The following is a 21,262-nucleotide window of genomic DNA, read 5'->3' on the forward strand; positions in this document are numbered from 1 at the left end:
TCCTTAGTTTTAATTGGTTGCCGCTTATATAGCAGCTATATTTATCTGCCTCCCTGCAGATTCGACCGTCTCCGGCCTATGAGCCACCAAAACCCGGGTAACAGCGAGCTGCTTGATATGATCATTGACCAAAGACTCATTCGCCACATCCAGGTGACTGGTAGCTTCATCCATGAACAGTATGCGCGGCGCACGGTAGAGGGCCCGCGCCAGTATGATTCTCTGCTTCTGGCCACCACTCAAGCTGGTGCCCATATCGCCCACCAGAGTGTTGTACTGCATGGGCATTGCGAGGATTTCCTGGTTCACGCAAGCCATCTGGGCGCAATGAGCGATTCTCTGGATATCGGGCTGCGGTTCGAAACAGGCTATGTTCTCTGCGATAGTCCCGGCGAGAAGCTGGTCGTCCTGCATAACGCCGGCAATTTGGCCTCGGTAGCCCGCCACCTGTGTCAGCGGTTTTCCGTCGATCAGTATTTCCCCGTCGGTGGGGATGAGCAAGCCCATCAGGCATTTGAGCAATGTAGTTTTTCCACACCCACTGGGGCCAACAATAGCCACCGTTTCCCCCGCCTCAATCGTGAAGCTCAGGTTCTCAAATGCGGGCGCTTCTGCCTCACCATAACGAAATCCCAGGTTACGTACCTCGATACGACCGGCCAGAGGCTGTGCCACGTGGCCTGAGATTATTCCCAACGCACTTTCCTGGTCAGCATTTTCTGTCTTCGTAAATACCATATCGGACAAGCGATCCAGGTGAAGACCGAGCATCTTTATCTCGATCCATTTGGCTATCAGCGCATCCATGGACTCGACAAAACGGGTTTTATAGCTGATGAAGGCAAAGAGCATACCCACAGTGAACAGATTTTTCATCACTGCGTCTGCAGCAAAATAGATCACAAGAATATTTTCACATCCGAATAGTAATCGGTTAATGGTGTCGTAACGGATATTCCAGCGCGTAATGCGAATATCTTTGTTAATGGTATCCGCCAATCGATTGTGCCACTGTCCCTGACGATCATTTTCTCGCTGAAACAACTTGATCGTCTGAATAGCCCGCACTGACTCCATAAAGTGCGAATCGTGCTTGGCCTTGGCCACAATTTTCTCCTCAGTTAGCATTTTCAACGGTCGGAAGAGAAGCAAGCGCAGCACCGCGTAGAGGATCACTACAAGAAGCACGATAAGGGTGAGCTTCATGTCATAGAAGAACATGGCAGCCAGGGTAATCATTGCCATTACGCCATCCACCAATGCCGCCACCAATCCGGTGGTAAGGAGATCGCGAACTTGACTCAACGAACCGAAACGTGACACCACGTCGCCCATATGCCGCGTGGAGAAATAACTCATAGGCAACCGGATCATGTGGCGAAAAAGGTTGGCGGCCATTTGCATATTTAGCCTACTGGAAATATGCACAATCACCCATTGGCGCAGGGCACTGGTTCCCGTCTGTATCATGAGCAAAAGGCCGAAGCCGATCGCCAGCACCAGCAGCAGGTTTTCGTCATTTCGAAGGATGACGTCATCCACTACCGTCTGCATATAGAACGGTGTTACCACAGCAAAAATCTGCAGCAGTAGAGATAATACCAATACCTGGGCGAGGCTGCGTTTTAGCCCGGTAATGCGTGACCAGAAATGACGAAGCCTGAGGTGCTGGCGGTCTTCACCGGGCTGGAATTCTTCTGTGGGCGTGAGTTCCAGTGCAATGCCAGTAAAGTGCTGACCGAACTCTTCATGGGTCAGAACCCTCTCACCCATCGCAGGGTCGTGGATAACCACCTTATTGCGTTGCACGGACTGGAGCACCACAAAGTGGTTCATATCCCAGTGCAGCACACATGGAACCTGAAGATCCCCCAGATGCTCCAACTCCAGCCGCAAAGCACGAGCAGACAGGTTCAAGCGGCCAGCCATATCCATCAGGGTTTTGAGATTGGTACCATGATTGGAAATACTAAAGCGCCGGCGCAGCGCAGCCAGATCCGTGTCGTAGCCGTAATAGCTTGCAATCATCGCAAGACATACCAGGCCGCACTCCGCGGCTTCTGTTTGCTGAATCACCGGCAGGCGCCGGCCTGTTGCGAAATGCAGTAATTGATCTGGACGCGTCTTGCCAGCCGTTTGCTGTGTTGCAGCTTCCATTACAGGCGTCCCTTCAGGCTATAGATAGGCTCTAGTAGCCATTGCAACAGACTGCGTTCGGCGAGCTGCACATCGGCAGACAGAGTCATTCCTGGTTTGAGAGGAAAATCCTTTCCATAGGCCCTCACTGATGACTGAGCAAGCTCAGCTGAAACCTTGAAGACGGGCTCACGCACTGATATTGGCGTATTTAGCAATTCATCTGGCAGCATGACAGTATCTGAAACCTCTAGCACGCTACCACCGTAAAGGCCGAATTTCTGAAAAGGGAAGGCATCGTAACGAATCTTTAGAGATTGACCCACATCGAGAAAACCAGCTGACCGGACGGGCACCAGTAACTGTGCTGCCAGCACCTCCCCATCAGGGACTAGAGACAGAACAGGGATACCAGATTGCGCCTGCTGCCCCTCCTCGGCCTGGAGATTGCTAACTATTCCCGCCCTCGAAGCCCTGACTATATAAGCTCTCTGGCCATGGAGCTGAGCAACCTTCTGCGCCAAATCGGAAAGTCGAGCTCGCAGCTGGCCGGCAGTATTGGCGTACTCCTCAGGCAACAAAAGCATTTCATTCTTCAGTTGCTGTATTTGGCTCTGCAACCTCACTCGATTACGTTGCAGGCTCTGGCGCTCGGCACCCATTTCCAGCTCCTGCGCCAACATCCCCTCAAGCTCTACGGAGGAAATATGACCTCGCTCATTTAGAATTCGGTAACGTTCTGCTTGTTCTGAAATTATTTTGTAGCGGCGGGCCTGAGCTATGATCTGCTGGTCTAGCAAGGATAGATCTCTCCTGGCAGCGGCAATATTCTGCTGTATATTCTGTTGCTTTTGCTGCTTTAACTTCTCGCTGCGGGCCAACTGCTCACTGAGCAGATTGCGCTGACTTTCGTACTCAGCCAACAGAAGAGTCTCCAGGTTTTTTCCGTCTGGCAGGACTCGATCACCATTAACCACGATTAACGGCTGATCCCTGATGACTTTTTCCCCCTCCTCTACCAACACCTGCTTGATCACACCTGGCCCATCTGCATAGACGCGCAGCACGCCTGATGCAGGCTCCAGCCATCCCTGCACAGTTTCTTTGCGTGCGTAACTGCTGGTAACAAGCCAAATAACCAGCAATACCAACCACAGTAAAAAGAAGAGCAAAATTGTGCTGTGCGAGAGACGTGGTAATAGCAGGATATCTCCATGCAGGCGATCCGCTTGACGCTGCAATACTTTTTCTCGGAACAACCCTGACACTGCGCTCATCCCTCTGCAATGACTAGACAAGGAGCGTTGTTTTACACGGAGAGGAATTTAATTTCAAAGTTGATTCATTACAATCAATTACAGGATGTCTAGCTTTATTCGGACAACTGATATGTCGAAATTTTTTCCAATAGACCTAAAAAATGTTCTGTGATTTATAGATAAAATTCTATCGGTTCTTAAAAACCTTCAGCCGCTACGCCTTAGTGATTACATATCTATTTGTGAACGCTTCTTCTAGACCAGAAGGCTTTTATCTATCATTGATCTAATATTTTTATTTAGTAGAGACAACGGAAAGCATGCGGCTAATCCTTGCCGGCGATGTCATGACCGGACGGGGTATCGACCAGATACTTCCGAATGCGGGTAGTTCACGGATCTACGAGTCCTGGCTAAAATCAGCCTACGACTATGTAGTCCTTGCGGAGCGTCGCAACGGACCAATTCCCCTGCCAGTTTCTCCGGGCTACATTTGGGGTGACGCTCTTGAAGTCATGCAGGCCCGCCTGCCTGACTTTCGGGTCATCAACCTGGAAACAGCAGTTACCACCAGTAATGACTGCTGGCCGGGCAAGGGAATTCAATACCGGATGCATCCGGCCAACCTGGATTGCCTCACAGTTGCAGAAATTGATATCTGTAGCCTTGCCAACAATCATGTACTCGACTGGGGCTACCCAGGGCTTGGAGAAACATTGACAAGCTTGCACAAGACAGGCATTAGAACTGCGGGTGCGGGCTTGGAAAGTGCGGAGGCCTGTACTGCCATTACTGCGCACTGCGGCAATGCCCGATTGGTGATGTTCGCCTGCGGTCATGGCAGTAGCGGTATCCCACCGGTATGGGGGGCAACGCCCGGTCGGGCCGGGGTGTGCCGGGTTGCCAATCTATCCAACGAGACGGCTGACGATATTGCTCACAGGATAAATGCTGCGCGGCAGCCCGGAGACATCACCATGCTGTCCATACACTGGGGCGGTAACTGGGGCTACGCCGTCCCCACCGACCAGCAGCGCTTTGCCCGCCGGCTGGTAGAGGCCGGCGTTGATATCGTATGTGGGCACTCTTCCCATCACTCAAAGGCGATAGAGATCTACCGCGACAGGCCGATCCTTTACGGCTGCGGCGACCTGATCAATGACTATGAGGGTATCGGTGGCCAGGAGCAGTTCCGGTCAGACCTGCGGGTACTCTACTGCGTAGAGCTCAGTAAAGATGGGGGACTCCAGTCGCTGGAATTGATCCCATTCCAGTCCCGGCGGCTGCAACTGGAACAGGCGCCTGAGAAAAACCGACGGTGGCTCAGGCAGAAGCTTGACAGCGAATGCGGCCTATTCGGGGGGCATCTTCGCTCAGGAACGGCGGATATCAGCTTCTTCCTGGAGTGGTAGCGGCAATGCCCACGACCTATCCAGACTTGGGCGCCCCCTTTCAGTTGCGATCAGCCCTGATATCCCTGCGACTTCCGTGATTACCAATGCCAGGCACAGGTCCCGCCGGATATCCTCGACCACCAGCTTGCTGGCGCCATATGGATTGGTGGTGCCGGCAGGGAATTCTTGCCGGGTCGGGGCGCTGGCCGGGTCGCTTTAGGCGGAGGTATAGGAGCTAAAGGTCGGCGCCCCCCGTGCGCACCCTAAATGTGCGTGCGAATGTGGTTAAGGCTAATGCAACCTTATTCCGGTAACAGTGTAGTGGCGGGGCCAAAGATCACCCGCGGCTTTCAGCCCCGCAAACTGGATTGTCGCCAACGCCTTATACGGGAATATCTTTCCGTCAGGTGATTTCTGATTTCCCTCAACGATTTCGGCGCGAGAAATGTAGTCCTCCTGTCCGGTTGCACTGGAGCGCCGTCTCACTGCTATTACTGGGATCCTCCGCTGCTGGCACCCGGCGTTGATCCGCGCCACTGAGCTGGGACTGAGAATCTGCCGGTTCCACCACTCACGAGTATTGCAATCCGCCGCGCTCCTGCAATTTTCACGTCGGCCTGAGCCCATAGCACATCGCAAAACTGCCGCCTTTTTCAACGCCTATTGGCGCTAACGAGGCGCCGTAGTTGAAGGGGAGGCTATGCTGGAGAGGCGAGTGCAAAAAGTGAATTTTCCTCGCCAGGCGCGCCCAGGTGGCGCCACCCGGTCACATTAGAGCCGGACATAAAGATAGTTTTTGGTTTTGTGCGCAGTGGCGCATCCAGCACCAGTGTCGCCCCCGGGGCGCCACCATCCCCCGACAGTCCATGGCAAGGCTGCCACCCGGCGCAGTATCCCGCGAGCCCGAGCCCCGACTGGAAAACGATGGCCGCCCGACACGCTACAGGGAGTTGTTAATGAACACGATCTTCAGTCATTACCTGGAAAGGTATGAATCCATTCAGGAAGAGGAACTCAGTATCCAGGAGTACCTGGAGCTGTGTAAGGCCGACCCGAGTGCCTATGCCACACCCGCGGAAAGGATGCTGATGGCCATCGGCGAGGCCGAGTTGATTGACACCTCCCGCGACCCACGCCTGTCGCGAATTTTCTCCAACAAGGTCATCAAGCGCTACGCGGCCTTCAGTGAATTCTACGGCATGGAGGAAGCTATCGAACAGATCGTCTCGTTCTTCCGCCATGCGGCCCAGGGGTTGGAGGAGAAGAAGCAGATCCTCTATCTGCTGGGTCCGGTCGGTGGCGGTAAATCCTCGCTAGCCGAACGCCTCAAGGCGTTGATGGAGAAAATCCCCATCTACGCGATCAAGGGCTCGCCCGTATTCGAGTCCCCGCTCAGCCTGTTCTCCCCCGAGGAAGACGGCCAAATCCTGGAGGAGGATTACGGCATTCCGCGCCGCTATGTGAACACCATCATGTCCCCCTGGGCCATGAAGCGTCTGCATGAATTCGAGGGAGACATCAGCAAGTTCCGCGTGGTCAAGGTCCGTCCCTCGATTCTGGACCAGATCGCCATCTCCAAGACGGAGCCAGGTGACGAGAACAACCAGGATATCTCGTCGCTGGTGGGCAAGGTGGATATCCGCAAGCTGGAGGACTACCCGCAGAATGACCCAGATGCCTACAGTTTCTCGGGCAGCCTCTGCCGCGCGAACCAGGGACTGATGGAATTCGTCGAGATGTTCAAGGCGCCCATCAAGGTACTGCACCCGCTGCTCACTGCCACCCAGGAGGGTAACTACAACAGCACCGAGGGCCTGGGTTCCATTCCCTTCAACGGCGTAATTCTCGCCCACTCCAATGAGTCGGAGTGGCAGTCTTTCCGCAATAACCGGAACAACGAGGCGTTCCTGGACCGGATATATATCGTCAAGGTTCCCTACTGCGTGCGGGTGCTGGAAGAGATCAAGATCTACCAGAAACTACTAGAGAACAGCTCTCTGTCCAAGGCACCGTGTGCGCCGGATACACTGCGCATGCTGGCACAGTTTTCTGTGCTGTCGCGGATCAAGAACCCCGAGAATTCCAGCATCTATTCCAAGATGCGCATCTACGATGGTGAGAACCTCAAGGATACGGACCCCAAGGCGAAGACCATGCAGGAGTACCGCGACAACGCGGGTGTGGATGAGGGCATGAATGGCCTGTCCACACGATTCGCATTCAAGATTCTGTCGAAGGTCTTCAACTTCGATGCCACCGAAGTGGCTGCCAACCCGGTGCACCTCCTGTATGTGCTTGAGCAGCAGATAGAGCAGGAGCAGTTCCCACCGGAAAACCAGGAGAAATACCTCGGCTTTATAAAGGAATATCTCGCCCCGCGCTACGTGGAGTTTATCGGCAAGGAAATCCAGACGGCCTACCTGGAGTCGTACGCGGAATACGGTCAGAACCTGTTTGACCGCTACGTGACTTATGCCGACTTCTGGATCCAGGACCAGGAGTACCGTGATCCCGAGACCGGGGAGATCCTCGACCGTGGTGCACTCAACGAGGAACTGGAGAAGACCGAGAAGCCCGCCGGCATTTCCAACCCGAAGGACTTCCGCAACGAAATCGTCAATTTCGTGCTGCGCGCACGCGCCAACAACCAGGGCAAGAACCCGGATTGGCGCTCTTACGAGAAATTGCGCGCGGTCATCGAGAAGAAGATGTTCTCCAATACCGAGGACCTGCTGCCTGTAATCTCCTTCAACACCAAAGCATCAGCAGACGACAAGAAAAAGCATGCCGATTTTGTCGCCCGCATGGTGGAGCGTGGCTACACCGAGAAACAGGTTCGGCTGCTTTCGGAATGGTACTTGCGCGTGCGTAAATCGCAGTAACCGGCAGTAGGCGAGTATGAGCTACATCATCGACCGTCGGCTCAACGGCAAAAACAAGAGCACGGTGAACCGGCAGCGCTTCTTGCGGCGCTACAAGGCGCATATCAAGAAGGCTGTCGGCGAGGCGATGAACAGTCGCTCGATCACCGATATGGAGAAGGGCGAGCAGATCAGCATTCCCACCCGGGATATCAGTGAGCCTGCGTTCAGCCACGGCCCCGGCGGACATGTGGAGCGCGTCCTGCCCGGCAACAAGCAGTTCTCCACCGGCGACCGCATTCCACGCCAGGGCCAGCAGGGCGGCGGCGGGGGTGGCGGCGGGAATGCCAGCGACAGCGGCGAAGGGGTGGATGACTTCGTCTTCCAGATTTCCCAGGAGGAGTTCCTCGACTTCATGTTCGAGGGCCTGCAGCTGCCGAACATGATCAAGCGCCGTCTCGCTGGCAATGAGTCGTTCCAGGTGGTCCGCGCCGGTATCAGCAACGAAGGCACGCCCGGCCGCATCAATGTCGTCCGCTCCCTGCGCGCTGCCAACGCCCGCCGGATCGCACTTACCAGTAGCAAGCGACGCAATATAAAGCTGCTCGCAGAAGAGCTGGAGCAGGAAGAGCAGAAAGACCCGGCGCTTCGCGACCAGCGACGCATCGAGTTCCTGCGGCACAGGATCGAGGATATCCAGGCCCGGGTGAAACGCGTTCCCTTCCTCGACGACTTCGACCTCAAGTACAACCTGCTCGTGCGCCAGCCGCGCCCCCGTTCACGGGCGGTCATGTTCTGCCTGATGGATGTGTCCGGCTCCATGAACCAGGCCACCAAGGACATGGCCAAGAGATTCTTCCTGCTGCTGTATCTTTTCCTGCAGCGCAGCTATGAATATACCGAGGTGGTATTCATACGCCACCATACAAGCGCCAAGGAAGTGGACGAGGAGGAATTTTTTTACTCCCGCGAGACCGGCGGCACCATCGTATCCAGTGCACTCAAGCTCATGCGGACCATTATCCGCGAGCGATACCCCGCCAGCGAGTGGAATATCTATGGCGCCCAGGCATCGGATGGCGACAACTGGAATGATGACTCCAGCACCTGCCACAAGATCCTGATCGACGACATCATGCCGCACGTGCAGTACTACTCCTACGTGGAGATCACCCCACGCGACCACCAGGCGCTGTGGGAGGAGTACGAAAGTGTAAAGGCCCTCTTCCCCGAGCACTTCGCCATGGAACAGATTGTGGATGTCCAGGACATCTACCCGGTATTCCGCCAGTTGTTCAGCCAGAAGGTGAGCGCGTAATGTTCGACCAGTACAGTTCTGCGCCGGATACCAAGCCCGAAGGGCCTATCTCCACCTCTTCCGAGTGGACCTTCGAGCTGATCCGGGAATACGACGAGGCTATCGGCGAACTCGCCGGAGAATTCGGGCTCGACACCTATCCCAACCAGATCGAAGTCATCAGTTCCGAACAGATGATGGACGCCTACTCTTCGGTAGGCATGCCGGTAGGTTACAACCACTGGTCCTTCGGGAAGCAGTTCATCAGCGTGGAGAACAACTACCAGCGCGGGCTGATGGGGCTGGCATACGAGATTGTGATCAATTCCAATCCCTGTATCGCCTACCTGATGGAAGAGAACACCATGACCATGCAGGCGCTGGTCATCGCGCACGCCTGCTACGGCCACAATTCTTTCTTCAAGGGCAATTACCTGTTCCGTTCCTGGACGGATGCCAGCAGCATCATCGACTACCTGATATTCGCCAAAAACTATATCCGCGAATGTGAGCAGCGCCACGGCCTGGACGAAGTGGAATCAGTCCTGGATTCCTGCCACTCACTGATGAACTACGGCGTGGACCGCTACAAGCGCCCGTATCCTATTTCGGCAGTGGAGGAAGAGCGACGCCAGAAGGAGCGGGAAGAATATCGCCAGCGGCAACTCAACGACCTCTGGCGCACCATTCCCAAGCTGGGAGAAGAGGGCGATGGTGTCGAACCGCGCCGCTTCCCCGAAGAGCCACAGGAAAACATCCTCTACTTCATCGAGAAGAACGCGCCCCTGCTGGAGAACTGGCAGCGGGAGCTGGTGCGGATTGTGCGCAAGCTGGCGCAGTACTTCTACCCACAGCGCCAGACCCAGGTCATGAATGAGGGCTGGGCCAGTTTCTGGCACTATACGTTGCTGACCGAGCTATACCGGCGTGGCCGGGTGACCGAGGGATTCATGATCGAGTTCCTGCAGAGCCACACCAACGTCATCTACCAGCCGGCGTTCGACAGCCCCTATTACAGCGGTATCAACCCCTACACACTGGGGTTCAGTATCTTCAGCGACCTGCGGCGAATCTGCGAGGAGCCCACGGCAGAGGATCGCGAGTGGTTTCCGGATATCGCCGGCAGCAACTGGAAAGAGACGCTCCAGTTCGCCATGCGTGACTTCAAGGATGAGAGCTTTATCCTGCAGTTCCTGTCACCGAAAGTGATGCGGGACATGAAACTGTTCTGCGTCAGTGACGACGACCGCGACAGTGAGATCGTGGTAAATGCCATTCACGATGAGGACGGTTATCGCCAGTTGCGGGCTAATCTCGCCGGGCAATATAACCTGGGAAATCGCGAGCCAAACATCCAGGTATTCTCGGTGGCCAATCGCGGTGACCGCTCGCTTACCCTGCACCACACCCAGCACCGTCGGCGCCCCCTCGGCAAGGAGACCAAGGAAGTCATGCGGCATATCCACCGCCTGTGGGGATTTGATGTGCACCTGCACAGCTTCAATGGCGACGAACTCACCGCCAGCTACCACTGTCCCGATGAGGGACGCGACCGGGCGGAGCGGGAGGAAGAGCCAATGCTGGTCCCCAAACCCATCTAATACCGACCGGGCTGGCCGCCGCCAGACTTACATATCCAGCAGCAGCTTTACCTTTGCCACCAGCTCGGCGCGGTCAGCGGGCCCCTGGATCACTGCGTCCGCGCCGCCTTCCAGCCAGCGCTGCGAGTCATTGTCCCCGGCCTCGGTCACTACCAATACCCGCACGTTGGCAAACTCGCCGCGCGAACGCAGGTGGTCGATGATGGCGAACGCATTGGCCTGCTCCAGGCCGGCATCGATGACCAGCAGCGCCGGCTTCGCCGCCGCAAGCATGGTCCCGGCCACGAAGCTGTTGCCGGCGACCTCCACCTCAAAGCCGCCCTGCTGGAGTGCCTGGCGCCCGGTTGCAATCAATTCGGGCCTCTGTGCCAGCACCAGCACCTTGCGGCTTGCGGCGGCAAGCTCCGTCGGCACCGGCATTGCATTGTCCTGCAGGAAGCCCACGAAGTCCTCAACGCAGATCCGGTGGTCGCCGCGCCCGGGCAATTTGTAGGCCTTCAGCTGGCCGCGCTCGATCCAGCGGATCACGGTGCGAAAGTTCACCCCACAGTAGCGCGCTGCCTCACCGGTGGTGAGCACATGCAGTTCGTTCATCGTTCTTGTTCCCCCAAACATCTGCGGTTACTGACCGGCCCGTCGATGCAGGTGCCGCAACCCACGAGAACGGACTCTCCCCGCGCTCATTTATGCTGCAATACCAGCCGAGCCTTATAATTTATGCTGCTCGCTCTTGCAAAATCAGCCGTTAACTCGGCCGTCTAATGTATTAACGAATGTAATCCAAAGTCCCTCAATAAAATCCCGAAATGAATTGTTGACAGGTAAGACAGGTTTAATAGAATTGTCACCATCATACGCTCACCCTGGTGACCGGGCCGGTAAGCCCGGCTGCCCGCCCTTCCCCGGGCACAGTCTTTTCCGGCCCCGCGCCGGCGCGTATACCCTAAGACCCTGGGCCCCCTTGTTTTTTCGGGGCCTTTTTTTTATCTTGCGGAAGCCTTATCCCCCCTTTCACAACGCTCTCCACGGCGCCGGACGCAAGGATTCAAAGTGGTACAGAGCCGACCCCGGCACATACTCATTCCGACCGCGAGGTTCCCGCGGTGAAGATCTACCTGGTAGGTGGCGCAGTCCGCGACAGGCTGCTCGGGCGCCCCATCCATGAGCGCGACTGGGTGGTCGTTGGCGGCACCGAGAACGACATGCGCGCACTGGGCTATACCCCCGTGGGGCGCGACTTCCCCGTCTTCCTGCACCCGGAGACCAGCGAGGAGTACGCCCTGGCCCGTACCGAGCGCAAGAGCGGCCACGGCTATGGCGGGTTCACCGTCCACGCTGCACCCGACGTCACCCTGGAACAGGACCTGCTGCGCCGCGACCTGACTATCAATGCCATGGCCGAGAGCGACAGCGGCGAGCTAATCGACCCCTACGGCGGCCTTGCCGACCTGGAAGCGCGGCTGCTGCGCCACGTCTCCCCTGCCTTTGCCGAGGACCCGCTGCGCATCCTGCGGGTCGCCCGCTTCGCCGCCCGCTACCACCACCTGGGCTTCCGCATCGCGGACGACACCATGGCACTGATGCGGGAGATGGTGGCTGTCGGGGAGGCGGAGCACCTGGTGGCAGAACGGGTATGGAAGGAAATCAGCAGGGCTCTCACCGAGCCGGACCCCGATATATTTGTACGCGTGCTGCGCGAGTGCGGCGCCCTGGCGGTGCTGCTGCCGGAGGTGGACCGCCTGTTCGGCGTACCCCAGCCGCCGAAGCACCATCCCGAGGTGGATACCGGCGAGCATGTGCTGATGGCCCTGCGCGCGGCCCCGGCCCGCCTACCGGTGCGTTTTGCCGTATTGGTACACGACCTGGGCAAGGGCATCACCCCGGAGGAGATATTGCCCAGTCACCGCGGGCACGAGCGCGCCGGCCTGCCGCTGGTGCGCGATGTGTGCAAGCGGTGGCGGGTGCCGAAGCAGCTTACTGCGCTGGCTGCCGGGGTGTGCGAGTACCACCTGCACTGCCACCGCGCCTTCGAGCTGCGCCCGCAGACACTTATGAAGATGCTGCGCGCCCTGGACGCGCTGCGCCGCCCGGAGCGGTTCGAGGACTTCCTGCAGGCCTGTGAGGCAGACGCCCGCGGGCGCGAGGGCCTCGCCGACCGCGATTACCCGCAACCAGACTTCCTTCGCCAGGTACGCGCCGCCGCCGCCGCCGTTGGGGTCGAGCCCCTGATCGAGCAGGGCTACGAGGGCGCGGAGCTGGGCAAGGCACTGGACCGCGCGCGGATCGAGGCCATCACCGCCGTCAAGGAAGCCCGCGAAAAGAGGGAACCCGATGCGTAACGTACTGGTGACCGGTGCCGCTGCCCGCCTGGGCCGCGCCATCGCCCGCGAACTGCACCGCGACCACCGGGTGATAATCCACTACCGCAGTTCCGCCAATGCCGCGCGGGCACTGGTGGAAGAGCTGAATGCCATCCGCGCCGATTCCGCCGCCGCCGTCCAGAGCACGCTCGGCAACAAAGCCGACTGCGAGGCGCTGGCGAGTGAGGCAACCGCGCAATGGGGCGGTATCGACGTACTGGTGAACAACGCCTCCGCCTTCCATCCCACCCCCATCGGCAGCGCCGACGAAGCCGCCTGGGACGAACTGGTGGGCAGCAACCTGAAAGCGCCCTTCTTCCTCAGCCAGGCGCTGGCACCCAGCCTGTCGCGCGACAACGGCTGCATCGTCAACATGGCCGATATCCACGCCGAGCGCCCCATGCCGCAGCACACCATCTACTGCGCCGCCAAGGCCGGGCTGGTGATGCTGACGAAGAGCCTGGCCCTGGAGCTGTCGCCCAGGGTACGCGTGAACGCCGTGGCCCCCGGTGCCATCCTCTGGCCGGAGAAAGAGGACGAGGCCGTAGACAGCGACACCCAGGCAGGGATCCTGGCCCGCATCCCCATGGGCCGCACCGGCCGTGAGGCAGACATTGCCCGGACCGTGCGCTTCCTGGTCAGTGGCCAGGATTACATCACCGGACAGGTGCTGGCGGTGGACGGCGGGCGCAGCCTGAATATCTGAGGCCGACCTGCGCGGCCAGACCTGCGCGGCGCGATTTCACTGCAATTTCACCGGGAAGTTGCCACAATGCCCTTCCAAGTCGGCAATCGGAAAGCCCCGGTGAACAGCCTCAAGATTCTCCTGATCGAAGACAATCCCACCCTCGCCCGCCAGACCGGCGAATTCCTCGAGGGACATGGCTGGCATGTGGATTTTGCCGGTAACGGGCGGCACGGCCTGAAGCTGGCGCTTGAAGAGGTTTACGACCTCATCCTGCTGGACCTGAATTTGCCCGACATGGACGGCGTTGAACTGTGCCGCCAGTTCCGCCAGCGCGCGACGGTCACGGCGCCGGTGCTGATGCTCACAGCCCGCGACGCCTTCACCGACAAGGCGCTTGGCTTCCATTCCGGTGCCGATGACTACCTCTGCAAGCCCTTCGACCCGCGCGAACTGGCATTGCGCTGCAGCGCCCTGGCACGGCGCCGCGAGCTGCACCGCAATGACGAAATCCAAATCGGCGCGTTGCTGGTCCGGGGGCGCGGGCGCGAGGCGGTGCGCGACGGCCAACCCCTCAGGCTCACCGCGATTACCTTCAATATTCTCTGGGAACTGGCCTGCGCCTACCCCGAGCCCCTGAGCCGCGCGGAACTCTGCCACCGCATCTGGGGGGACGACCCACCGGACAGCGACGCATTGAAATCCCATATCTACAGCCTGCGCCGCCAGCTTGATCGGCCGTTCCCGGCCCCCATGCTGCGCACGATCAGCAATATCGGCTACCGGCTGGAGCAACCCGGTGAAAGCTGAGCAACCGCAGGGGAGCCTGCAACGACGGGTTTTTACGGTATTTGGCAGTTTCACCCTGGTGCTCTGCCTGGTTTACACCGGAATCGGGATACTGGCGGCGTATGTCATCGAGGACCAGCTGCTGGACAACCTGATATCGGACGAGGTCCGCTATATCGAGCGGCAATTCCATGCCCGTGGCACCCTGCCGGCACCGCGACTCCCCAACTTCCACCTGTACCCCTCGAGCGGTGACGCTCCCAATACATTCCAGGCCGCTTTGGCAGGCGGCCGGAAAAGCGCCGAGCTGTTCGTTGCCGGGGAACAGCATTACCACCTGCGCCGGCTGCAAATCGGGGACAGGCCCATACTCGCAGCCGACGTGGGTAACCTGCTCACGGTGACACACCAGTCCGGCCGCCTGCTGTGGCTCCTGCTGGCAGCACTGCTGGCCACTACCGCCCTCGCCCTGTGGCTGGCCCACCGCCTGGTCGCCCGCACCATCCGCCCCCTGCTGGGTCTCGCCCGGGAAGTGCAGGCCGGGCACAATGACCTCAAACCGGTCGCACTCTCCGCCACCAATAACCAGGACGAGATCGGTTTCCTGGCGCGGACGCTGGAGCGCAGCATCAACGAACTGCAACAGGCCCAAAAGCGGGAAGCCGAGTTTACCCGCGATGTCAGCCACGAACTGCGCACCGGACTGGCCATAGCCACCAACACCCTCGCCCTGTCCCGCGAGCGTGAACTGCAGCACAGCGAAAAACAGGAACTCTGGTCAACGCTGACGGCGATGGAGAGAACCGTCGCTACGCTGCTGGCCCTGGCCCGCGCCGAGTCGATCGAGCGCTGCGCTTTTGACCTGCGTCCACTGCTGGAGAAAAGGCTGCTGGCCCGGCGCGAGATCGCAACCGGCCAGGGTTTCCAACTGGATCTCGCGCTACCGGAGAGGCTGCCGGTCAGTGGCAATCCCCGACTTACCGAACTGCTGCTGGATATCCTGCTGGACAACGCCATCCGCCATGCCGCAGGGCCCGTCCTGCAGATTCACACCAACGGCAGCGGGTTGAGCTTCGTGAACCCGGTGGAAGACAGCACCAATACAGAAGAAATCTTCCTCCCAGGCACCCGCAGGCCGGGCAGTGACGGTCTCGGCCAGGGCCTGTATCTGGCGAGCCGCATTCTCAATGCGCAGGGATGGGGCTATGGGGCCAACTGCGAGAAGCAGCTGTTTTCAATATCCATCTATCCCGCCTGACATCCCGCCTGGCCCGCGCCATTTTCCAACACCGCGACGGCCGGGCCCGCCCCCAATCCCCACAACATTTCCCGGGGATTTCACCCGCGCTTCACGTGCACTGTCCCACGATGCTCCTGATACAGAAAGGAGACCAATCATGGCCAGGAAAATTCTCGCAACAATATTCTTCACTGTGGCACTGCTCGCCGGCACCGGCTTCTGGCTAAAGGGGTTGATCCCCCCACCGCCGGATCACCACGCCCTGGCGCAGACACAGCCCGAGGATATCCCTTACCTCCAGCAATCCCGGCCGTCCGATGACCGCGGCCGAATCCTGATGGTGGTGACCAGCGCCTCTACCATGGGTGAGCACGGCAAGGACACCGGATACGAACTGACTGAGCTTGCACGGTCCTACTACGTATTCATTGCCAATGGCTTCACCGTGGATATCGCCAGCCCCCGGGGCGGGGAACCGCCCGCGGTGATCGACCGGGACGATATGGGGCCGATTGAATACGCGTTCCTGAACGACCGGCAGGCGATGGCAAGGCTGCACGACAGCATCCCGGTGGCACGGGTCAATGCAGACGATTACCGCGGCATCTTCTTTGTCGGTGGCAAGGGCGCCATGTTCGATTTCCCCGGCAATGCCGACATCCACAACCTGGTTCTATCCATCTATGATGACGGCGGGGTCGTCGGCGCGGTCTGCCACGGACCGGCAGCGCTTGCCGACATGGAACTGGAGCCGGGAGTGCCGCTGTTGCAGGGGCGACGCATCAGCAGCTTTACCAACGAAGAGGAACTGTTCCTGATCCCGGAGGCGGAGCAGGTATTCCCCTTCCTGCTCGAATCCCGGCTGCGGAAAAATGGCGCCGTGTTCGAGGCGGGTCCGCCCTACCTGCGCCAGGTCAGTGTCGATGGCAGGCTTCTCACCGGGCAGAACCCCTGGTCGGTATGGGCGCTCGCCGAGGAAATGGTGAAGACACTGGGATATCAACCGGTCCCGCGAAAAGTTACCAGTGAAGAAAGAACCGTGGAGCTGTTACTGGCCTATGAAGCCGATGGCCACGCCGGCGCCAGGGCCAGGCTGGAAACATTCCAGCAGGCTGCCAACGGTGAGGGGGAAGCAATCAACCGGCGATTGCTAGCGATGCACGGCATCGTCGCGGTGATGCAGGGACGGGTCGGCAAGGCAGTGGATATCGTGCGGCTGCTGTCCACCGCAAAAAAGTGACAACAGGAGAAACAGGTGGAACAAGGACCATCGCCCCGGCTTCGTATTTTCATGTGAGCCAGGCCGCAACCAGCCAGCGCAGCCGGTCCGCAACCTTCACTGCCTCCCTGCCAGCCCCGGTGGGCTCATAGAGCCCACCGCCTGTGGACCAGGCATCCGCCCGGCATGGCAATCCTGCATCGCACACGCTTCGGCCGGAATTTTCACCCAAATTTTACCGGGCCACCTGCAGACTTCTCCTATCAATCAGGAGAACCACATCATGAGTAGCAAACTGAGCTTTACCACCCGAATGATCCTTTTAGCAGGGCTGGCCATCGGCTGCCTTACCGCACTCTGGTATACCTTTGTTGCGCTGAAAGAGGAGCCGGTACCCCGGGATGAAATCGTGGCGTCCTACGCTTACCGGGCGCCGGCTGATATCGGAATGTCGGTGAATGAAATCGGAGAGGGCCTGTTCGAGTTTTCGTACCGGAGCTTTGACGGGGCGCAGGTCAACGGCCGCATCAGCTACCCGCCCGCAAAACAGGAAAAATACCCCGTGCTGGTCGGTGTCGCAGCCATGGGGAGAGGCTACCAGCGCTGGTGGGTGGACTCCTTCAAGGGGCGCCCCACGGTGACGAGGGTGAATGAGATTACCGAGCGCGCCAGCGCCAAGGGTTATGTGGTGGTCGCCATCGATGCCCGCTTTCACGGCACCCGGAAAGACCCCAACCGTACCCTGGGGTCGATCATGAATGACCTGCATTACTTCGGGGACAAACGGGACTACGAAGCAATGATCCGTAACACCGTCCTGGATTACCGGGTCCTGATGGACTGGATTGCACAGCAGCGGGACCTGGACGGTGGCAACCTCACCCTGGCGGGTTACAGCATGGGAGCGCAGGTCGCCCTGCTGGCCTCAGCCCTCGACCCGCGCGTAAACAGGGTTATCGCCATGGTGCCCCCACATATAGATGATAAGACGGCAATCGTGGCGCCCAAGAATCTCGCCAGCCTGATTAAAAGGCCGAAGGTTCTGCTAATCACTGCAGATGATGATGAGTATGCGTCGAGAGAAGATAACCTGCACCTGTACGAGGCGATTGCAAGCCAGGACAAGAGGCACCAGGTTTTTGAGGGAGGTCACATACTCCCGGCTAACTACATAGCCGAGGTGGGGAGCTGGCTGTAAGGCAGCGCAGCCGTTGGTCCTTGCGGGTGGGCCCGCGGCCCTGCGACCCGGTATTGGCACTGGGCCCCGGGCGCAGCACAAACATAGTCAGGGCCAGGGAAAATGTACCGGCCAGAGCTTCTGCCTATCCTTGTCGTAGTCATCCCACATCTTGGCGAAGGTCTTGCCGGTAAGCGGGTGGCGGTGCTGCGGGGCCAGTTCGGCCAGCGGCTGCAGCACGAAGGCGTTCTTCACGATTTCGCCGCGGGGCAGCTTCACCCCGTCGAACTCGCCCACCAGGTCATCGTAGGTGAGGACATCGATATCCAGGGTGCGGGCGCTGAACTTGGCTCCGCCGCGGACCCGGCCGTTGGCATCCTCGATCTCCCGCAGGCGCGCCGCCAGCTGGCCCACCGGCAGGTCGGTGTGCAGGCCCACCACCAGGTTATAGAAGTTGTCGCCGTCGAAGCCCACGGCCTCGCTCTCGAATACCCGCGAGACACTCAGGTTGCCGAATTCCCGCGCCAGCGCATCCAGGCCGGCGCGGATATGCCTTTCGCGATCGATGTTGCTGCCGAGACTGAGGTATACCTGCGCCATGCTCACACCCCCGCCGCCGCACCGCTGGCCGGGCGCTCGCCGCGCTCGATAATCACGCCCACGTCGCGCGAGCCGCGCACCGCGCCGGGCTTCGACAGGCGCAGGCGCAGCCAGGACACTCCGAATTCATCGCGCACGATCGCAGCCGCCTGCTCGGCCATGGTCTCCACCAGCAGGAACTCGCTGCCCTCTATAAAGGAGATCAGCCGCTTGGCCACGGCCTTGTAGTTGAGGGTGTGGTCGATATTGTCGGTGCGGGCAGCCTCGGAGATATCGAAGGCCATCTCCAGGTCCAGGCTCACGGTCTGGCGCACCTCACGCTCCCAGTCGTAGATCCCGATGATGGTGTTCACCTTCAGGTCGCGTATATAAACGATATCCATCAGCCGGCCAGGCCTCCTTGCAATTCTGTCATCGGCCAGCGCGGCCGCACTTCCACCCCCAGGTCGGCGCGCTGGCCAGCTTTCAGGCGCAGGTAGCCGGCATAGGCGATCATGGCGCCGTTGTCGGTGCAGAATTCGTGGCGCGGGTAACAGGCTGTGGCGCCCTCTTTCGCCAGCGCCGCCTCCAGCCGCTCGCGCAGCAGTTTATTGGCGGACACGCCACCCGCCACCACCAGCGTCTTGCGCCCCGTGGCCTTCAGCGCCCGACGGCACTTGATCACCAGGGTATCCACCACCGCCTCCTGGAAGGCCGCGGCGATATCCGCGCAGGTCTGCTCGTCCGGCAGGCCGTCTTCCAGCGCGTTATCGCGCACCGTGGTGAGGGTATAGGTCTTGAGCCCCGAGAAACTGAAGTCCAGCCCCGGCCGGTCGGTCATCGGCCGCGGAAAGGTGAAGCGGGAAGGGTCGCCCTTCTCCGCCAGGGCCGCCAGGCGCGGGCCGCCGGGGTAGTCCAGGTCCAGCATCTTGGCGGCCTTGTCGAAGGCCTCGCCGGCGGCGTCGTCCAGGGACTCGCCCAGCAGTTCGTACTCGCCCAGGCCGCGCACATCCACCAGCTGGGTGTGGCCGCCGGAGACCAGCAGGGCGACAAAAGGAAAGGCCGGCGGGTTCTCCTCCAGCATTGGCGCCAGCAGGTGGCCCTCCATATGGTGGATCTCCACCGCCGGGACATCCCAGCCATAGGCCAGCGCGCGCCCGGCGCAGGCGCCCACCATCAAAGCGCCCACCAGGCCCGGGCCGGCGGTATAGGCAATGCCGTCCAGGTCAGCCGGCGCGGTGCCGGAACGTTCCATTACCTGGCGCACCAGCGGCAACAGCTTGCGCACATGGTCGCGACTGGCCAGTTCCGGCACCACGCCGCCGTAGTCGGCGTGCAGGTCCACCTGGCTGAATAGCGCGTGCTCCAGCAGGCCACGCTCGCTGTCATAGAGCGCAACGCCGGTCTCGTCGCAGGAGGTCTCGATACCCAGAATCCGCACTTGGTCTCACACTCGTGAATGAATCAAAGGGCGCCTATCATACTCGATAAGGGTAGTCGGGGTGCAGGCGCCTCCCGGCAGGTGCCCGGAGAGCCCGAAACCGTGGCGTGGCGCGCGGTTTCACCCGACTCCCTGTCCCCGCCCGGGACACGAAATGAAGGGCCGAAGAGGCTTGCGATCACCGATCCAAGTGTTTAGAATTTGCGCCCTCGCTGTGAACCGGCCCCCGGATTGCAACTGCGAGAGCAATTGCCGGAAGGCCGAGAGAAACGAATTTTACAGGTAACTTATGCCCTCTGTACGAATCAAAGACAACGAACCCTTCGATATCGCCCTGCGCCGCTTCAAGCGCTCCTGTGAGAAAGCCGGTGTACTGTCTGAAGTACGTCGTCGCGAGTTCTACGAGAAGCCGACTGCCGTTCGCAAGCGTAAAGCTGCCGCGGCCGTGAAGCGTCACGCCAAGAAGCTGCAGCGCGAAAACCGCAAGTTCCAGCGCCTCTACTAAGCAGCAGCCTCCGGGGCTGCCTTACGGAGGCCGGCCGGGCGAACCGCCCGGGGCGGCAATCGACAAACGGCGTGCGAGCCCGACTCGCACGCCGTTTTGCGTTGTTCGGGAGCCCAAAACGGCTGCCTGCAACGATTCTCCCGCCGGAGCGGAAGCGCTATGCTTGGCCGGAGACCCGCAACAACAACTTTAAAGAACCGGACGGAAAGCCATGAGCACCCTCAAGGAAACCCTCGCCCAGGCCACCAAGGACGCCATGAAGGCCCGTGACAAGGACCGCCTGGCGACACTGCGACTGATCAACGCCGAGATCAAGCGCGTCGAGGTGGATGAGCGGATCGAACTGGACGACGCGCGCATCCTGGCCCTGCTCGACAAGATGACCAAGCAGCGTCGCGACTCCATCGCCCAGTACGAGAAGGCCGGCCGCCCTGAGCTGGCGGCGGTGGAGCAGGCCGAGATCGATGTCATCAAGGAATTCCTGCCGGAGCAGCTGGACGAGGCCGAGATCGCCGGGATCGTGGACAAGGCGGTGCAGGACACCGGCGCCAGCGGCATGGCGGACATGGGCAAGGTAATGGCCCAGGTGAAACCGCAGGTGCAGGGCCGCGCCGACATGGGCACGGTCAGCAAGCTGGTCAAGGCCCGGCTCGGCTGACAGACAATACCCCGCGACTGCCGCGGCCCCCGCAGGCCGCCGGCAGCGCCCCTTACGCAGC

General features: G+C 59.8%; 18 protein-coding genes. 12 read left to right on the plus strand and 6 right to left on the minus strand.

Features of this window, described 5'->3' with window-relative positions:
• Nucleotides 1-24: 24 nt before the first annotated feature.
• On the minus strand, nucleotides 25-2,157 hold the full coding sequence (locus BLT26_RS12220) for a peptidase domain-containing ABC transporter (protein WP_091514569.1): 2,133 nt from the start codon (nucleotides 2,155-2,157) through the stop codon (nucleotides 25-27).
• Nucleotides 2,157-3,404 carry an HlyD family secretion protein gene (locus BLT26_RS12225; protein ID WP_091515216.1) on the minus strand — a complete coding sequence of 416 codons (1,248 nt, stop codon included), beginning with the start codon at nucleotides 3,402-3,404 and terminating at the stop codon, nucleotides 2,157-2,159. Before BLT26_RS12225 ends, BLT26_RS12220 begins: the two co-directional genes overlap by 1 nt.
• Nucleotides 3,405-3,715: 311 nt before the next feature.
• Here BLT26_RS12225 and BLT26_RS12230 point away from each other — a divergent pair, with 311 nt between their 5' ends.
• The 4 genes from BLT26_RS12230 to BLT26_RS12245 all read left to right on the plus strand — a co-directional run bounded on the left by BLT26_RS12230 (nucleotide 3,716) and on the right by BLT26_RS12245 (nucleotide 10,548).
• Entirely contained in the window at nucleotides 3,716-4,807 is a 1,092-nt protein-coding gene (locus tag BLT26_RS12230; protein WP_091514574.1) for a CapA family protein, read from the plus strand.
• A 938-nt stretch (nucleotides 4,808-5,745) separates the two neighbouring features.
• Complete coding sequence (locus BLT26_RS12235; protein ID WP_091514577.1) at nucleotides 5,746-7,671, plus strand: PrkA family serine protein kinase; 1,926 nt, start codon at nucleotides 5,746-5,748, stop codon at nucleotides 7,669-7,671.
• Between the two features lie 16 nt (nucleotides 7,672-7,687).
• Nucleotides 7,688-8,968: a YeaH/YhbH family protein gene (locus BLT26_RS12240; RefSeq protein WP_091514581.1), complete on the plus strand. Its 1,281-nt coding sequence runs from the start codon at nucleotides 7,688-7,690 to the stop codon at nucleotides 8,966-8,968.
• On the plus strand, nucleotides 8,968-10,548 hold the full coding sequence (locus BLT26_RS12245; RefSeq protein ID WP_091514584.1) for a SpoVR family protein: 1,581 nt from the start codon (nucleotides 8,968-8,970) through the stop codon (nucleotides 10,546-10,548). Before BLT26_RS12240 ends, BLT26_RS12245 begins: the two co-directional genes overlap by 1 nt.
• 27 nt (nucleotides 10,549-10,575) lie before the next feature.
• Here the strand turns inward: BLT26_RS12245 and BLT26_RS12250 are convergent, their stop codons facing one another.
• Entirely contained in the window at nucleotides 10,576-11,142 is a 567-nt protein-coding gene (locus BLT26_RS12250; RefSeq protein ID WP_091514588.1) for a helix-turn-helix domain-containing protein, read from the minus strand.
• 509 nt (nucleotides 11,143-11,651) lie between these two features.
• Here BLT26_RS12250 and BLT26_RS12255 point away from each other — a divergent pair.
• The 6 genes from BLT26_RS12255 to BLT26_RS12280 all read left to right on the plus strand — a co-directional run bounded on the left by BLT26_RS12255 (nucleotide 11,652) and on the right by BLT26_RS12280 (nucleotide 18,039).
• Nucleotides 11,652-12,887, plus strand: a complete 1,236-nt coding sequence (locus BLT26_RS12255; RefSeq protein ID WP_091514592.1) for a multifunctional CCA addition/repair protein — start codon at nucleotides 11,652-11,654, stop codon at nucleotides 12,885-12,887.
• Complete coding sequence (locus BLT26_RS12260; RefSeq protein WP_091514596.1) at nucleotides 12,880-13,614, plus strand: pteridine reductase; 735 nt, start codon at nucleotides 12,880-12,882, stop codon at nucleotides 13,612-13,614. The genes BLT26_RS12255 and BLT26_RS12260 overlap by 8 nt, the downstream gene beginning before the upstream one ends.
• Nucleotides 13,615-13,680: 66 nt before the next feature.
• Nucleotides 13,681-14,403, plus strand: a complete 723-nt coding sequence (locus BLT26_RS12265) for a response regulator transcription factor (RefSeq protein ID WP_245720700.1) — start codon at nucleotides 13,681-13,683, stop codon at nucleotides 14,401-14,403.
• The gene (locus BLT26_RS12270; RefSeq protein WP_175453109.1) at nucleotides 14,393-15,640 is read left to right on the plus strand and encodes a sensor histidine kinase; all 1,248 of its coding nucleotides are present in this window, start codon (nucleotides 14,393-14,395) and stop codon (nucleotides 15,638-15,640) included. The genes BLT26_RS12265 and BLT26_RS12270 overlap by 11 nt, the downstream gene beginning before the upstream one ends.
• A 139-nt stretch (nucleotides 15,641-15,779) precedes the next feature.
• Nucleotides 15,780-16,862, plus strand: coding sequence for a type 1 glutamine amidotransferase domain-containing protein (locus BLT26_RS12275; protein ID WP_091514603.1), 1,083 nt, complete (start codon nucleotides 15,780-15,782; stop codon nucleotides 16,860-16,862).
• Between the two features lie 262 nt (nucleotides 16,863-17,124).
• Entirely contained in the window at nucleotides 17,125-18,039 is a 915-nt protein-coding gene (locus tag BLT26_RS12280) for an alpha/beta hydrolase (RefSeq protein WP_091514606.1), read from the plus strand.
• 87 nt (nucleotides 18,040-18,126) lie between these two features.
• Here BLT26_RS12280 and folK read toward each other — a convergent pair whose 3' ends face one another.
• The 3 genes from folK to tsaD are packed head-to-tail and all read right to left on the minus strand — an operon-like array spanning nucleotide 18,127 to nucleotide 20,038.
• Nucleotides 18,127-18,618, minus strand: coding sequence for a 2-amino-4-hydroxy-6-hydroxymethyldihydropteridine diphosphokinase (gene folK, locus BLT26_RS12285; protein WP_091514612.1), 492 nt, complete (start codon nucleotides 18,616-18,618; stop codon nucleotides 18,127-18,129).
• Between the two features lie 2 nt (nucleotides 18,619-18,620).
• Entirely contained in the window at nucleotides 18,621-19,001 is a 381-nt protein-coding gene (gene folB / locus BLT26_RS12290; protein WP_091514616.1) for a dihydroneopterin aldolase, read from the minus strand.
• Nucleotides 19,001-20,038: a tRNA (adenosine(37)-N6)-threonylcarbamoyltransferase complex transferase subunit TsaD gene (gene tsaD / locus BLT26_RS12295; RefSeq protein WP_091514620.1), complete on the minus strand. Its 1,038-nt coding sequence runs from the start codon at nucleotides 20,036-20,038 to the stop codon at nucleotides 19,001-19,003. Before tsaD ends, folB begins: the two co-directional genes overlap by 1 nt.
• Before the next feature lie 289 nt (nucleotides 20,039-20,327).
• Here tsaD and rpsU point away from each other — a divergent pair, with 289 nt between their 5' ends.
• Entirely contained in the window at nucleotides 20,328-20,543 is a 216-nt protein-coding gene (rpsU, locus tag BLT26_RS12300; protein WP_020411530.1) for a 30S ribosomal protein S21, read from the plus strand.
• Between the two features lie 211 nt (nucleotides 20,544-20,754).
• On the plus strand, nucleotides 20,755-21,201 hold the full coding sequence (locus BLT26_RS12305; protein WP_091514623.1) for a GatB/YqeY domain-containing protein: 447 nt from the start codon (nucleotides 20,755-20,757) through the stop codon (nucleotides 21,199-21,201).
• Nucleotides 21,202-21,262 lie beyond the last annotated feature (61 nt).

Source organism: Microbulbifer yueqingensis (assembly GCF_900100355.1).
Classification (GTDB): domain Bacteria; phylum Pseudomonadota; class Gammaproteobacteria; order Pseudomonadales; family Cellvibrionaceae; genus Microbulbifer; species Microbulbifer yueqingensis.

Bases quoted from the DNA above. Each gene is read 5' to 3' on its own strand.
- BLT26_RS12280 (WP_091514606.1), top strand. From the start codon at position 17,125: ATGAGTAGCAAACTGAGCTTTACCACCCGAATGATCCTTTTAGCAGGG.
- BLT26_RS12260 (WP_091514596.1), top strand. From the start codon at position 12,880: ATGCGTAACGTACTGGTGACCGGTGCCGCTGCCCGCCTGGGCCGCGCC.
- folK (WP_091514612.1), bottom strand. From the start codon at position 18,618: ATGGCGCAGGTATACCTCAGTCTCGGCAGCAACATCGATCGCGAAAGG.
- folB (WP_091514616.1), bottom strand. From the start codon at position 19,001: ATGGATATCGTTTATATACGCGACCTGAAGGTGAACACCATCATCGGG.
- BLT26_RS12305 (WP_091514623.1), top strand. From the start codon at position 20,755: ATGAGCACCCTCAAGGAAACCCTCGCCCAGGCCACCAAGGACGCCATG.
- BLT26_RS12220 (WP_091514569.1), bottom strand. From the start codon at position 2,157: ATGGAAGCTGCAACACAGCAAACGGCTGGCAAGACGCGTCCAGATCAA.
- BLT26_RS12275 (WP_091514603.1), top strand. From the start codon at position 15,780: ATGGCCAGGAAAATTCTCGCAACAATATTCTTCACTGTGGCACTGCTC.
- BLT26_RS12265 (WP_245720700.1), top strand. From the start codon at position 13,681: ATGCCCTTCCAAGTCGGCAATCGGAAAGCCCCGGTGAACAGCCTCAAG.
- BLT26_RS12250 (WP_091514588.1), bottom strand. From the start codon at position 11,142: ATGAACGAACTGCATGTGCTCACCACCGGTGAGGCAGCGCGCTACTGT.
- BLT26_RS12230 (WP_091514574.1), top strand. From the start codon at position 3,716: ATGCGGCTAATCCTTGCCGGCGATGTCATGACCGGACGGGGTATCGAC.
- rpsU (WP_020411530.1), top strand. From the start codon at position 20,328: ATGCCCTCTGTACGAATCAAAGACAACGAACCCTTCGATATCGCCCTG.
- BLT26_RS12240 (WP_091514581.1), top strand. From the start codon at position 7,688: ATGAGCTACATCATCGACCGTCGGCTCAACGGCAAAAACAAGAGCACG.
- BLT26_RS12245 (WP_091514584.1), top strand. From the start codon at position 8,968: ATGTTCGACCAGTACAGTTCTGCGCCGGATACCAAGCCCGAAGGGCCT.
- BLT26_RS12235 (WP_091514577.1), top strand. From the start codon at position 5,746: ATGAACACGATCTTCAGTCATTACCTGGAAAGGTATGAATCCATTCAG.